Source organism: Pseudomonas sp. VA159-2, assembly GCF_024126635.1.
GTDB classification, from domain to species: domain Bacteria; phylum Pseudomonadota; class Gammaproteobacteria; order Pseudomonadales; family Pseudomonadaceae; genus Aquipseudomonas; species Aquipseudomonas muyukensis.
This window is the reverse complement of sequence record NZ_JAMYBV010000010.1, coordinates 14,643-27,431: the sequence shown is the minus strand read 5'-3', so window position 1 is coordinate 27,431 and position 12,789 is coordinate 14,643. Positions and strand designations below refer to the sequence as shown.

Here is a 12,789-nt window from a genome sequence, read left to right as displayed (position 1 = left end):
CCCCATGCGTCAACCCGATATCGAGATCTACCTCAAGGACGACGAGGTCGACCACAAGCAGATCGCCAACTGGCTGACCCAGGCCCTGGGCCCGTGCAGCGAATGGAAGCAAAAAGGCCAGACCTTCAAGTGCACGGCCGGTAACATTCCGGTCACCTGGTTACCCAAGGCTGTGGGGAAATGGAACAGCCTGTACCTGGAAAGCGACCAGACGCCCTGGGCCGACGACATCGCCTGCGCCCGCGCGGCATTTGCCGCACTCAACGTCGAAGTACGTTGCGCGCCAGGTAGCTGGAGCGAGGAAGATGGGGAAGAAGATGCCGATCGCTGGATCCGCATCAGCGCCGACGGTGAACAGGAAATCACCTGGCGCACCAGCTGATGACACTGCGCATCAGGCTGCAAGTTCCACGGTCAACTTGCAGCTTGAGCGTACGGCCTAAGGCTTAGAGCCCTACCACGTCCTCGGCTTGCAGGCCTTTCTGGCCTTGCACGAGGGCGTATTCAACCTGCTGCCCCTCGACCAGGGTGCGATGCCCCTCACCGCGGATAGCCCGATAGTGGACGAACACGTCCGCACCACCTTCGCGCTGAATGAAGCCATAACCCTTGGCATCGTTGAACCACTTCACATTCCCAGTCTCACGAGACGACATCTGAACTACTCCGGATTTTTATTTTGAAGATCGCCTTGCAGGCACGGGATCAACCGCTCAATGCCCCGTGCCAACGCCGCTTGCCCAAACTATCTTGCAAGCGGCAGGCCGAGTATATGACAGGCAACAAAAAAATTTCATGACGGCCGGGAGAATCGCCGAATTTTGCTGAACTTACGCAGATACGGCAGACTAACCGCCTGTAAAACACCGAAACTTCACCAGGGCCCCACCCCATGACCCGTTCTCCCCTGCGCCGCCTTATCTTCGGCGCCCTGCGTCGCGTGCTGTACCTGTGGGTGCGCTCCGAGACCATCAACCAGTCCTCGCTCACCCTCAAGCTCGACCGCAGCCGTCCGGTGTTCTACGCCCTGCCCTCGCCGTCGCTCACCGACCTGGCGGTCATCGACCACGAATGCACCAAAGCGGGGCTGCCACGCCCAGTGCTGCCGGTCAGCGTAGGCCCCCTGCAAGAGCCGGCCGCGTTCTTCTACCTGACTCCCGACCCGGACTGGCTCGGCCGCCATGACAAGCGTGGCGCGCCGCCCACCCTCGAGCGCCTGGTCGCGGCGATCAGCCAGCATGCCGAGGAAGATGCCCAGATCATTCCGGTGAGCGTGTTCTGGGGCCAGACCCCGGCCAGCGAGTCGAGCCCGTGGAAACTGCTGTTCGCCGACAGCTGGGCCGTCACCGGCCGCCTGCGCCGCCTGCTCAGCGTGTTGATCCTGGGGCGCAAGACCCGCGTGCAGTTCTCCGCGCCCATCCACCTGCGCGAGCTGGTGGCCCATAACAAGGGCCACGAGCGCACCGTGCGCATGGCCCAACGCATGATGCGCGTGCATTTTCGCAACCTGAAGACCGCGGTGATCGGCCCGGATATCTCGCACCGTCGCAACCTGGTCAAGGGCCTGGTCCACGACCCGCTGGTGCGCCAGGCCATCAGCGACGAGGCCGACCGCGAGAAGATCCCCTATGCCAAGGCCGAAGCCAAGGCGCTGCACTACGGCAACGAGATCGCCTCGGACTACACCTACACCGCCATCCGCTTCCTCGAAGTGGTGCTCAGCTGGTTCTGGAACAAGATCTACGACGGCATCAAGGTCAACCACATCGAGCAGGTGCAGGGCATCGCCCCGGGCCACGAAGTGATCTACGTACCCTGCCACCGCAGCCACATCGACTACCTGCTGCTGTCCTACCTGCTGTTCCGCAACGGCCTGACACCGCCGCACATCGCCGCCGGCATCAACCTCAACATGCCGGTGATCGGCGGCCTGCTGCGCCGCGGCGGGGCGTTCTTCATGCGCCGCACCTTCAAGGGCAACCCGCTGTACACCGCGGTGTTCAACGAATACCTGCACACCCTGTTCAGCAAGGGCTTCCCGGTGGAGTACTTCGTCGAGGGCGGGCGCTCGCGCACCGGGCGCATGCTGCAGCCGCGCACCGGCATGCTGGCGATCACCCTGCGCAGCTTCCTGCGCTCCTCGCGCACGCCGATCGTCTTCGTACCGGTGTACATCGGCTACGAACGGGTGCTCGAAGGCCGCACCTACCTCGGCGAGCTGCGCGGCGCGAGCAAGAAGAAAGAATCGATCTTCGACATTTTCAAGGTCATCGGCGCGCTCAAGCAGCGCTTCGGCCAGGTCTATGTCAACTTCGGCGAGCCGATTCGCCTGAACAGCTTCCTCGACCAGCAACAGCCCGGCTGGCGCGAGCAGGCGCTCGGCCCGCAGTTCCGCCCGGCCTGGCTCAACGACACCACCACCCGCCTGGGCGAGACCGTGGCCCGCCACCTCAACGAGGCGGCGGCGATCAACCCGGTCAACCTGGTGGCCCTGGCGCTGTTGTCGACCACCCGCCTGGCCCTGGACGAACGCGCCCTGACCCGCGTGCTCGACCTGTACCTGGCCTTGCTGCGCCAGGTGCCCTACTCGCCCCACACCACCCTGCCCGAAGGCGACGGCAAGGCGCTGATCGAGCATGTACTGGGCATGGACCTGCTGGCCGAGCAGAAGGACGCGCTGGGCCGCATCCTCTACCTGGACGAAGCCAACGCGGTGCTGATGACCTACTACCGCAACAACGTCCTGCACATCTTTGCCCTGCCGGGGCTGCTGGCGAGCTTCTTCCTCAGCAGCTCGCGCATGAGCCGCGAGCTGCTGGGCCAGTATGTACGGGCGCTGTATCCCTACCTGCAGGCCGAACTGTTCCTGCGCTGGGCACCCGAGCAACTGGACGAGGTGATCGACCAGTGGTTGGCGGCGCTGGTCGAGCAGGGCCTGCTGCGCCAGGAGGGCGAGCTGTACCTGCGCCCGGCGCCGAGCTCGCGGCAGTTCGTGCTGTTGACCCTGCTGGCACGGACCATCACCCAGACCCTGCAGCGCTTCTACATGGCCACCTCGCTGCTGCTCAACAGCGGCCAGCACACGCTGAATGCCGAGGAACTGGAAGAGTTGTGCGTGATGATGGGCCAGCGCCTGTCGATCCTGCATGGGCTCAACGCCCCGGAGTTCTTCGACAAGACCCTGTTCCGCCACTTCATCCAGACCCTGGTGCGCGAAGGCGTGCTACAGCCTGATGCCGACGGCAAGCTGGGCTACCGCGACAAGCTCGCCGAACTGGCCGAAGGCGTGGCCAAGCGCGTGCTGTCGGCCGAGCTGCGCCTGTCGATTCGCCAGGTGGCGCTGCACCGGGATGAAACGCCGGAGCCCGTGGCGCTTGAGTGACCATGCGCGCTTGCGTCGGCTACAGGGGCGCCACCCGCCATGCTGTACGAAAAAATCCGCTAAAGTCCCTGAGGCTGGCCACACGCCAGCCTCATGTACACCGGAGACACCATGAAAAAACTCTTGATGCTGTGCTGCGCCTCCCTGCTCGCAGCGTGCTCCAGCAACACCTCCTCGCCCCAGGCCAGCCTGGACGGCGAGGTCTTCTACCTGCAGCGCATGGCCCTGCCAGCGGCCGCCACCCTCAGCGTCGAGCTGCAGGACGTGTCGCTGATGGACGCCCCGGCCGTGACCCTGGCCCGCCAGGCCGGCCCAGTCAAAGGCAACGTGCCGCTGCCGTTCCACCTCGAGTACGACCCGGCCCAGATCAAGCCCGGCCACCGCTACGCGGTGAGCGCACGCATCGAGCTGGGCGGCAAGCTATTGTTCATCAACACCGAGCACCACGGCGTCCAGCTCGACGGCAGCGACAGCCTGCCGCTGCGGGTCAAGGTCGACCCGGTGCGCTGAACCCCGTTCGTTCCATTCTGCCCATAAGGAAATCCCATGCTTCGCACCTCCCTGCGCTTCACCACCCTGTGCGCCGGCCTGCTGCTGTCAGCCAGCGCCCTGGCCCTGTCCCTTGGCGACCTGTCGCAAAGCGACGCCTCCGGCGGCCTGAAGGACGCCCTCACCCAAGGCGCGCAGATCGCCGTCAAGCAGCTGAGCACCCCGGGTGGTTTCAGCAACAACCCAGACGTGCGCATCGAGCTGCCGGGCAACCTGGGCAAGGCGGCCAAGGCGATGAAAATGTTCGGCAAGGGTGATCAGGTCGAAGCCCTGGAAACCAGCATGAACAAGGCCGCCGAGGCCGCTGTGCCGCAGGCCCAGGCGATCCTCGTGGATGCCGTGAAGAAGATGACCGTGACCGATGCCAAGGGCATCCTCAGGGGCGGCCAGGACTCGGCCACCCAGTACCTGAACAAGAGCAGCCGCGAGCAGATCCGCGCCAAGTTCCTGCCGATCGTCAAGCAGGCCACCGACAAGGTCGGCCTGGCCCAGCAATACAACAGCTTCGCCGGGCAGGCCAAGGGCCTGGGCCTGATCAAGGATGACGCCAACATCGAGAACTACGTGACCGAGAAGGCCCTGGATGGCCTGTTCGAAATGATCGGCAAGCAGGAAGAGAACATCCGCCAGAACCCGGCCGGTGCCGCCACCAGCCTGGCCAAGAAGGTGTTCGGCGCGCTTTGAGCCGGCCCAGGTGACGCGATCCCCGTAGGAGCCAGCCTTGCTGGCGAAAGGAGGGCACAGCCCTCCCCTGCGGTTTTTCAGTCTTTCCTGACCCTGAACCACGCGGCATACAATGCCGGCAGGAACAACAGGGTCAGCACCGTGGCCACGATCAACCCGCCCATGATCGCCACCGCCATCGGCCCATAGAACACGCTGCGCGACAACGGGATCATCGCCAGCACCGCCGCCAGCGCGGTCAGCACGATCGGCCGGAAGCGCCGCACCGTCGCCTCGATGATCGCCTGCCAGCGGTCCAGCCCCGCGGCGATATCCTGCTCGATCTGGTCGACCAAAATCACCGAGTTGCGCATGATCATCCCCGCCAGGGCGATGGTCCCGAGCATGGCGACGAAGCCGAACGGCTGGCGGAACACCAGCAGGAACAGGGTGACGCCGATCAGCCCCAGGGGCGCGGTGAGGAACACCATGAACATCCGCGAGAAACTGCGCAGCTGGATCATCAGCAGGCTCAACACCACCACGATGAACAACGGCATGCCGGCGTTGACCGAGCGCTGGCCGCGCTCGGAGTCCTCGACCGTGCCGCCGACCTCCAGCAGGTAGCCGTCCGGCAGCTCGGCCTTGACCTGTTGCAGGGTCGGCAGGATCTGCTTGACCAGGGTCACCGGCTGTTCCTTGTCATAGATATCCGCCCGCACGGTGACCGTCGGCAAGCGGTTGCGGTGCCAGATGATGCCCTCCTCGAAGCCGTACTCCAGGGTCGCCACCTGCGACAGCGCCACGCTCTGGCCGTTGTCGGTGGGCAACGCCAGGCTGCCCAGGTTGCCCAGTTCGCGGCGCTCCTCGGGGGTGCCCCGCAAGAGGATCTCGATCAGCTCGTTGTCTTCGCGGTACTGGCTGACACTGCTGCCGGTCAGCGAGCTTTGCAGGAAGCTCGACAGGTGCGCGGTGCTCACCCCCAGCGCGCGGGCGCGGTCCTGGTCGATGTCGAGGTACACCGCCTTGCTCGGCTCTTCCCAATCCAGGTGCACGTTGACCACGTGTGGGTTCTCGCGCACCTTGGCCGCCACTTGCCGAGCCAGGGCGCGAACCTTCTCGATGTGCTCGCCAGTGACCCGGAACTGCACCGGGTAGCCCACGGGCGGGCCGTTCTCCAGGCGCGTGACCCGCGAACGCAGGTCGGGGAACTGCTCGTCCAAGGTGGCGATCAGCCAACTGCGCAGGCGTTCGCGGTCTTCCAGCGACTTGGCCAGCACCACGAACTGGGCGAAGCTCGCCGCCGGCAGCTGCTGGTCCAGCGGCAGGTAGAAGCGCGGCGAGCCGGTGCCGACATAGGCGACATAGTTGTCGATGCCATCCTGCTGCTTGAGCATCGCTTCCAGTTGCTTGACCCGCTCGGCGGTGTTGTTCAGCGAGGCACCCTCGGCCAGCTTGAGGTCGACCATCAGCTCCGGGCGACCGGAGGCCGGGAAGAACTGCTGCGGCACGAAACGGAACAGCAGGATGCTGCCGACGAACGCGGCAATGGTCAGCACGATCACCGTCTTGCGCCGGCGCACGCACCACTCCACCAACCGCCGCACCCGCTGGTAGAACGGCGTGCCGTAGGGGTCGGGGGCATGCCCGCGGGCAGCGTGCAGCTTGGCCAGGTCCGGCAGCAGGCGCTCGCCCAGGTAGGGCACGAACACCACCGCGGCCACCCACGAGGTCAGCAGGGCGATGGTCACCACCTGGAAGATCGAGCGGGTGTATTCACCGGTGCTCGAGGCGGCCGTGGCGATCGGCAGGAAGCCGGCGGCGGTGATCAGGGTGCCGGTGAGCATCGGGAAGGCCGTGCTGGTCCAGGCGTAGCTGGCCGCCTTGAGCCGGTCGTAGCCCTGCTCCATCTTGATCGCCATCATCTCCACCGCGATGATCGCGTCGTCCACCAGCAGCCCCAGCGCCAGCACCAGCGCGCCCAGGGAAATCTTGTGCAGGCCGATGCCGAAGTAGTGCATCGCGGCGAAGGTCATGGCCAGCACCAGCGGAATCGCCAGCGCCACCACCAGGCCGGTGCGCAAACCGAGGGAGAAGAAGCTCACCAGCAAGACAATGGCCAAGGCCTCGATCAGCACCTGGACGAACTCGCCGACCCCGGCCTTTACCGCCGCTGGCTGGTCGGACACCTTGCGCAGCTCCATGCCCGCCGGCAGGCTCTGGGCCAGGCGCGCGAACTCGCCTTCCAGGGCCTTGCCCAGCACCAGGATGTCGCCGCCGTCCTTCATCGACACGGCCAGGCCGATGGCGTCCTCGCCCATGAAGCGCATGCGCGGCGCGGGTGGGTCGTTGAAGCCGCGCTGCACCTCGGCGACATCGCCGATACGGAAGGTGCGGTCACCGACGCGAATGGGGAACTGGCGAATCTGCTCGACACTGTCGAAACGCCCGCTCACCCGCAGCTGCAGGCGCTCGCTGGGGGTCTCGAAGAAGCCGGCGGTACTCACCGCGTTCTGCTCGCGCAGGGCCTGCTGCACCGCGCTCAACGGCACGCCCAGGGTCGCCAGCTTGACGTTGGACAGCTCGATCCAGACTTTCTCGTCCTGCAGCCCGACCAGCTCGACCTTGCCCACGTCCTTGACCCGCTGCAACTGGATCTGGATGCGGTCGGCATAGTCCTTGAGCACCGCATAGTCGAAGCCGGCGCCGGTCAGGGCATAGATGTTGCCGAAGGTGGTGCCGAATTCGTCGTTGAAGAACGGCCCCTGAACCTCCGGCGGCAAGCTGTGCTTGATGTCGGCGACCTTCTTGCGGATCTGGTACCACAGCTCGGGAATGTCCTTGGAGTGCAGCGAGTCGCGGGCCATGAAGGTGACCTGGGACTCACCCGGCCGGGAGAACGACACAATTCGCTCGTACTCGCCGGTTTCCATCAGTTTCTTCTCGATGCGCTCGGTGACCTGGCGCGACACCTCCTCGGCGGTCGCACCCGGCCACAGGGTACGGATGACCATGGCCTTGAAGGTGAACGGCGGATCCTCGCTCTGGCCGAGCTTGGTGTAGGACATGGCGCCGATCGCCGCCAGCAGGATCATCAGGAACAAGACGATCTGCCGATTGCGCAGCGCCCAGGCGGAAAGGTTGAAACCCATCGGGACTTACTCCTTGGCCGTCAGGTTCACGTCACGGTTGCTGCGGTCCACCGGGCGCACTTGCTGGCCTTCGCGCAGCACATGACCACCGGCGGCCACCACCCAGTCGCTGGCCTGCAGGCCCTCGAGCACCGGCACGCTGTCGGCGCCGTAAGCACCGAGGCGCACCTGGGCGCGCTCCAGGCGGTTGCCCTGGCCGACTCGCCAGACATACGCCTGGCCGGCCTCGGCAGTGACCGCCGACAATGGCACCGCCAGTGGCGCGCGCTCGCGGTGGGCGATGAACACCCGGGCGCTCTGGCCCAGTTCGGCCGGGGCACTGCTGGAGGCGAAGGCAATCCGCGCGGCGAAAGTGCGCGAGCGCGGATCAGCCGCCGGGGACAGTTCACGAATGCGTCCTTCGAAGCGTTGATCCGGGTGCGACCACAGCTCGACGCTGACCGCCTGGCCCACGGCAAAGCGGGCGAACTGCTGTTCCGGCAGGCCGATGGCCACCTCGCGCTCGCCATCGGCGGCCAGGGTGAATACAGTCTGCCCGGCAGCGACCACCTGGCCCACTTCGACCTGGCGCTTGGCGATCACCCCGGCCTGGGGCGCGCGCAGCACGGCGTATTCGGCCTGGTTGCCAGCGACCTCGAACTCGGCCTTGGCTTGCTTGAGCCGCGCCTGGCCGGCACGGTAGAGATTCTCGGCGTTGTCGAACTGGGAATGGCTGACCATCTGCCGCTCGAGCAGTTTCTGGTAGCGGTCGCGCTCGGCGCGCACCAGCGCCAGGTTGGCCTCGGCGGCGGCCAGTTGAGCGCGGTTGGCTTCCAGTTGCAGGCGCACATCCTGTGGATCGAGCTCGGCCAGGGGCTGTTCGGCCTTGACCCGCTGCCCCTCCTCCACCAGGCGCTTGCTGACCTTGCCGCCGATGCGGAAGGCCAGTTCCGGCTCGAAGCGCGCCCGCACCTCGCCCGGATAACTGTCGGCGGACGCCCCGGCGGGCTGGGGCTGGATCACCAGCGCCGGGCGCGGGGCCGCAGGAGGCGCGGCCTCCTGGCCGCAGGCGGTAAGCAGCACGATGGCAGCGGGCAGGGCGAGGGACAACGCACGACGCAACATGGGGGAGGACCTTTGGCAGAGGACGCATCGAATATTTATACTGGCCGGTATATTAAGTCAGCGAAACGGGCCGGGGAAGCGGGTAGACAGGAGAAAACGTGCATTCGCCATGCGACGTACGCTACAGCCGGACAGCCCGCGACCCGGTAAGATGCTCACCTTTCCCAGCAGATACGGTTTCCAATGTCCAACGACGCACCCATCGGCCCAGGCCGGCCCAAGGACCTGGCCAAGCGCGAGGCCATCCTCGAAGCCGCCAAGTCGCTGTTCCTCAGCCTTGGCTATGCCAACACCAGCATGGATGCGGTCGCTGCGGCGGCAGGTGTTTCAAAACTCACGGTCTACAGCCACTTCACCGACAAGCAGACGCTGTTCGGCGCGGCGGTCATGGCCACCTGCCAGAACCAGTTGCCGGACCTGATGTTCGAGTACCCCGAAGGGGTGGCGGTGGAGGATGTGCTGCTGAACATCGCCCGTGGTTTCCAGGCCTTGATCAGCAGCGACGAGGCGGTGAAGTTGAGCCGCCTGATCATTGCCCTGGGCAGCCAGGACCCCGGCTTCGGGCAGTATTTCTACGAAGCGGGGCCCAAGCGGGTGCTGGCGGGGATGGAGAGCTTGCTGCGCGGGGTGGACCAGCGTGGGTTGTTGCGCATCGACAATCCGTTGCAGGCGGCTGAGCATTTTTTCTGCCTGATCAAGGGCGCACCGGACTATCGCTTGTTGATCGGCTATGCGCCAGCCTTGGTCGGGGATGAGGTCGAGGCGCATGTGCAGGAGGCTGTGGGCGTGTTTGTGCGGGCCTACCGGCAGTAGGTATTTGCCGGCACAGGCGCTGCCAGGCTATCGCTTGGCACCCGCCAGCGCTGACACGCAAACACCCAATCCGTATCAGCCCTTCAACGCCTTCTTGGGGTAGATATCGTAGCGGCTCGATTTGCCCTCCAGGCTGTGGCTGGGCTTGGGCCCGGCAATGATCGGCGCCTTGCGCGGGCGCTTGACCACCACCCGGTGCGAGGCCAGCGCCAAGGCGGCCTCGAGCAACGCCGGCGCATCCAGGTCATCCCCGACCAGCGGCCGGAACACGCGCATTTCCTTTTTCACCAGCGCGCTCTTGTCGCGGTGCGGGAACATCGGGTCCAGGTAGACCACCTGCGGCGCCTCGCCTTCCCAGGTGCGCATGCGCTCGATGGCATTGCCGGTCAGCAGGCGCATGCGCGCCACGATCGCGCCCACCTCTTCATTGCCCCGCGCCCGCGCCAGCCCGTCTTCCAACAGCGCGGCGACCAGCGGCTGGCGCTCGATCAGGGTCATCTGGCAGCCCAGGCTGGCCAGGACGAATGCATCCTTGCCCAAGCCCGCCGTGGCATCGAGCACCTGCGGCCGCACGCCCTGGGCGATGCCCACGGCCTTGGCGATCATCTGCCCATTGCCGCCCCCGTACAAACGCCGGTGCGCCGCCTGGCCCTCGACGAAATCCACCCGCACCGGGCCCGGTGCCTGGGGGCCCAGTTGCTGGATCTGCAAACCCTCTCCCCCCACCTGCACGGCAAATTCCGCAGCCTCGTCCACCAGCGGCAACCCCAGGCGCTCAGCCCATGCCACGGCTTGCGCCTGGAATTGCGGGGCCAATGCCTCGACCCTGATACCCGTGCCCTGCTGTTGCTCTGCCATCCGATCCCGCACTCGCAAAAAAATTAATGAAAACCCGGCCAACGCCGATACAAGCCATATTCCCGCTATTCTGCCAGAGCACAACGCGCGCGACTGCCATGTCAGATACTCTTCCCATCGGCTTGACCTACCTGTCGCCCGTCGGCAACTACGGTCGGCAGAATACCCAGGCACTGGGTGGCGTCAGCCACCTGTGGCAGGATTTCTTCGCCCGCGCGATGGCCGAGCAGCAAGGCGAGGTCGACGGCACTGCCCAGGCCCTGGTGCAGTACGACAAGGAAAGCGGCGAACCCATCGGCGGCGCCCGCGCCCTGGCGCTGATCGATGCCCAGCGTGGCCTGCCGGTACACGACCGCGAAGTCGCACCGCCCGAGCCGCTGTTCCTGCCCAAGGCCGAGCTGGAGGCGCGCTTTCTGCCGCCTGCCCCCGAGCCGTTCAGCACCGCCGAGTTGATCGAGCAGCAACGCCAGCTGGACATCAACAACAGCTGGCTGCGCCCGGTGGTGATGAACCAGGGCCAGCCTATCGCCGAGCCTGGCCCCGGTCCTTCGCCGCGCCCTCTGTTCTTGCCGATTGCCGAGTTCGAGATGAACCTGCTCGATCCGGCGCCCGAGCCGTTCGACGACGCGACCCTGGCCCAGCAACAGAACGACCTGGAGTTCGATACTCACTGGGCACGCCCGGTGGTGCTGAACAATGTGCGCGTACACGCCTGAGTTCATCGGCAGATCTGCCAGAATCCCATGTCCAGGTGGAAGTGGTTGTGATGGGCGGCGTTATAGTCAGGCCCCAGCACCGTGCTGAAACTCTCGCAAGCCATCTGCTGCACCTCGCGCAGGAATTGCGCCTTTACCCCTTCCCCTTGCCAGTCCCGCGCCAGCAGGATGCGCTGGCCGTCCTTCAGGCGAAAACCACTAATATCCAGTGCATTGGCGGTGGCATGCTGGCTTGGACGCCCCTGTTTGCGATGGTAGACATTGCGGCAGGCGAAACTGCCAAGGTGATCGATCTGGGCCACCGGCTGCCCGAACGCACGCAGCGCCGCCGGTTGCAGCCCCTGCACCTCGAACAACGCATAGGCCACCGCCAGCGGGCAACTGGCCAGGAAACTGCTGCTCAAGCGCACATCGCCGCCCTCGATGCGCCAGACGTTGCGCAATGGGCAGCTGGCATCGGCGGGGCTGTCCGCCTGCCTTCGATAGCGCAGGGACGAGGTTGCCAACGCCCGGCGACACAGCTCGGGGTCATCGCGCAGGCGTGACAGCTTGTAGGGCGTCAGCAGGTTCGGTGCCTGCCGCACATCCAGCACGGCCCAGGGGTTCCAGGTATCCGGCGGGCGCCAGCCCAGCAACTGCCAAGCCAGGCCTGCCAGCAGCAGCAGGCCTCCCAGCAGCGCCAGGCTCAGGCGCATGCGGCCTCAGCGGCGAAACAGTTCATTGAGCTGGGCAAAAGGCAGCGCCTGCTCACCATAGGTGAAAGTCCCCTGCTCCTGGATCTCCAGCGCTGCCCGCTGCAAGCCACCCAGCGCGGCACGGGCCAGTGACGAACCCACACTGATGCGCCTGACCCCCAGGTCCTGCAACTGGTTCACGCTCAACGCCACCCCCGCCAGCCCCATCAACACGTTGACCGGCCTAGGCGCCACGGCTTGCACCACCGCGCGGATCTCGTCGACACTGCGCAACCCCGGCGCGTAGAGCACATCGGCCCCCGCCTCGGCATAGGCCTGCAGACGCTTGATGGTGTCGTCCAGATCGAGGCGCCCATGCAGCAGGTTTTCCGCGCGGGCGCACAGGGTGAAGGGAAATGGCAGGCTGCGCGCTGCCTGGACCGCGGCACGCACCCGCGCCAGCGCCAGCTCGAAGTCGTAGATCGGTGCCGCGCCCTGGCCAGTGGCATCCTCGATGGAGCCACCCACCAGACCGGCCTCGGCCGCCCGCAGGATAGCCTGCGCGCAGTCTTCCGGCAGGTCGGCAAAGCCGTTTTCCAGGTCTGCCGCCACCGGCAGCGGCGTGGCATCGACAATCGCCCTGGCGTTGTCCAGGGTCTCCTCCAGGGTCAACGCACCTTGGCCATCCGGCCGCCCCAGGCTGAAGGCCAGGCCCGCGCTGGTGCTGGCCAGCGCCTCGAAACCCAGGCTGGCCAGCAATCGCGCGGAACCGGCATCCCACGGATTGGCGATGACGAACGCGCCATCACGTTCATGCAGCGCCTTGAAGGCTTCGGCTCGCAGGGTTTGCACATCCATGGATCAACCTCTCGCTTTAA

General features: G+C 65.9%; 12 protein-coding genes. 6 read left to right on the top strand and 6 right to left on the bottom strand.

The annotated features are described in order from the left end of the window. Positions 1–4: 4 nt before the first annotated feature. Complete coding sequence (locus NJG22_RS11970; RefSeq protein ID WP_253094766.1) at positions 5–382, top strand: hypothetical protein; 378 nt, start codon at positions 5–7, stop codon at positions 380–382. Positions 383–446: 64 nt separating this feature from the next. On the opposite strand, the gene NJG22_RS11965 is transcribed toward NJG22_RS11970, so the two are convergent. Then, entirely contained in the window at positions 447–656 is a 210-nt protein-coding gene (locus tag NJG22_RS11965; RefSeq protein ID WP_011535295.1) for a cold-shock protein, read from the bottom strand. Positions 657–892: 236 nt separating this feature from the next. On the opposite strand from NJG22_RS11965, the gene plsB reads away from it, so the two are divergent. The 3 genes from plsB to NJG22_RS11950 all read left to right on the top strand — a co-directional run bounded on the left by plsB (position 893) and on the right by NJG22_RS11950 (position 4,615). Then, the gene (gene plsB / locus NJG22_RS11960) at positions 893–3,382 is read left to right on the top strand and encodes a glycerol-3-phosphate 1-O-acyltransferase PlsB (protein WP_253094764.1); all 2,490 of its coding nucleotides are present in this window, start codon (positions 893–895) and stop codon (positions 3,380–3,382) included. A 111-nt stretch (positions 3,383–3,493) separates the two neighbouring features. Beyond that, complete coding sequence (locus NJG22_RS11955; protein ID WP_253094762.1) at positions 3,494–3,892, top strand: YbaY family lipoprotein; 399 nt, start codon at positions 3,494–3,496, stop codon at positions 3,890–3,892. Between the two features lie 36 nt (positions 3,893–3,928). Continuing rightward, complete coding sequence (locus NJG22_RS11950) at positions 3,929–4,615, top strand: DUF4197 domain-containing protein (protein ID WP_253094760.1); 687 nt, start codon at positions 3,929–3,931, stop codon at positions 4,613–4,615. 77 nt (positions 4,616–4,692) lie between these two features. Here the strand turns inward: NJG22_RS11950 and NJG22_RS11945 are convergent, their stop codons facing one another. After that, positions 4,693–7,746 carry an efflux RND transporter permease subunit gene (locus NJG22_RS11945; protein WP_253094758.1) on the bottom strand — a complete coding sequence of 1,018 codons (3,054 nt, stop codon included), beginning with the start codon at positions 7,744–7,746 and terminating at the stop codon, positions 4,693–4,695. A 6-nt stretch (positions 7,747–7,752) separates the two neighbouring features. Further along, positions 7,753–8,850, bottom strand: coding sequence for an efflux RND transporter periplasmic adaptor subunit (locus NJG22_RS11940; protein ID WP_253094757.1), 1,098 nt, complete (start codon positions 8,848–8,850; stop codon positions 7,753–7,755). A 171-nt stretch (positions 8,851–9,021) separates the two neighbouring features. Here NJG22_RS11940 and NJG22_RS11935 point away from each other — a divergent pair, with 171 nt between their 5' ends. Then, positions 9,022–9,663, top strand: coding sequence for a TetR/AcrR family transcriptional regulator (locus NJG22_RS11935; RefSeq protein WP_302467661.1), 642 nt, complete (start codon positions 9,022–9,024; stop codon positions 9,661–9,663). A 75-nt stretch (positions 9,664–9,738) separates the two neighbouring features. On the opposite strand, the gene NJG22_RS11930 is transcribed toward NJG22_RS11935, so the two are convergent. Continuing rightward, positions 9,739–10,521 carry a class I SAM-dependent methyltransferase gene (locus tag NJG22_RS11930; protein ID WP_217849581.1) on the bottom strand — a complete coding sequence of 261 codons (783 nt, stop codon included), beginning with the start codon at positions 10,519–10,521 and terminating at the stop codon, positions 9,739–9,741. A gap of 98 nt (positions 10,522–10,619) precedes the next feature. On the opposite strand from NJG22_RS11930, the gene NJG22_RS11925 reads away from it, so the two are divergent. Further along, the gene (locus tag NJG22_RS11925; RefSeq protein WP_217849583.1) at positions 10,620–11,237 is read left to right on the top strand and encodes an energy transducer TonB; all 618 of its coding nucleotides are present in this window, start codon (positions 10,620–10,622) and stop codon (positions 11,235–11,237) included. A 2-nt stretch (positions 11,238–11,239) separates the two neighbouring features. Here the strand turns inward: NJG22_RS11925 and NJG22_RS11920 are convergent, their stop codons facing one another. Beyond that, complete coding sequence (locus NJG22_RS11920; RefSeq protein ID WP_253094754.1) at positions 11,240–11,932, bottom strand: extensin family protein; 693 nt, start codon at positions 11,930–11,932, stop codon at positions 11,240–11,242. 6 nt (positions 11,933–11,938) lie between these two features. Next, entirely contained in the window at positions 11,939–12,769 is an 831-nt protein-coding gene (locus tag NJG22_RS11915; protein ID WP_253094752.1) for an isocitrate lyase/phosphoenolpyruvate mutase family protein, read from the bottom strand. Positions 12,770–12,789 lie beyond the last annotated feature (20 nt).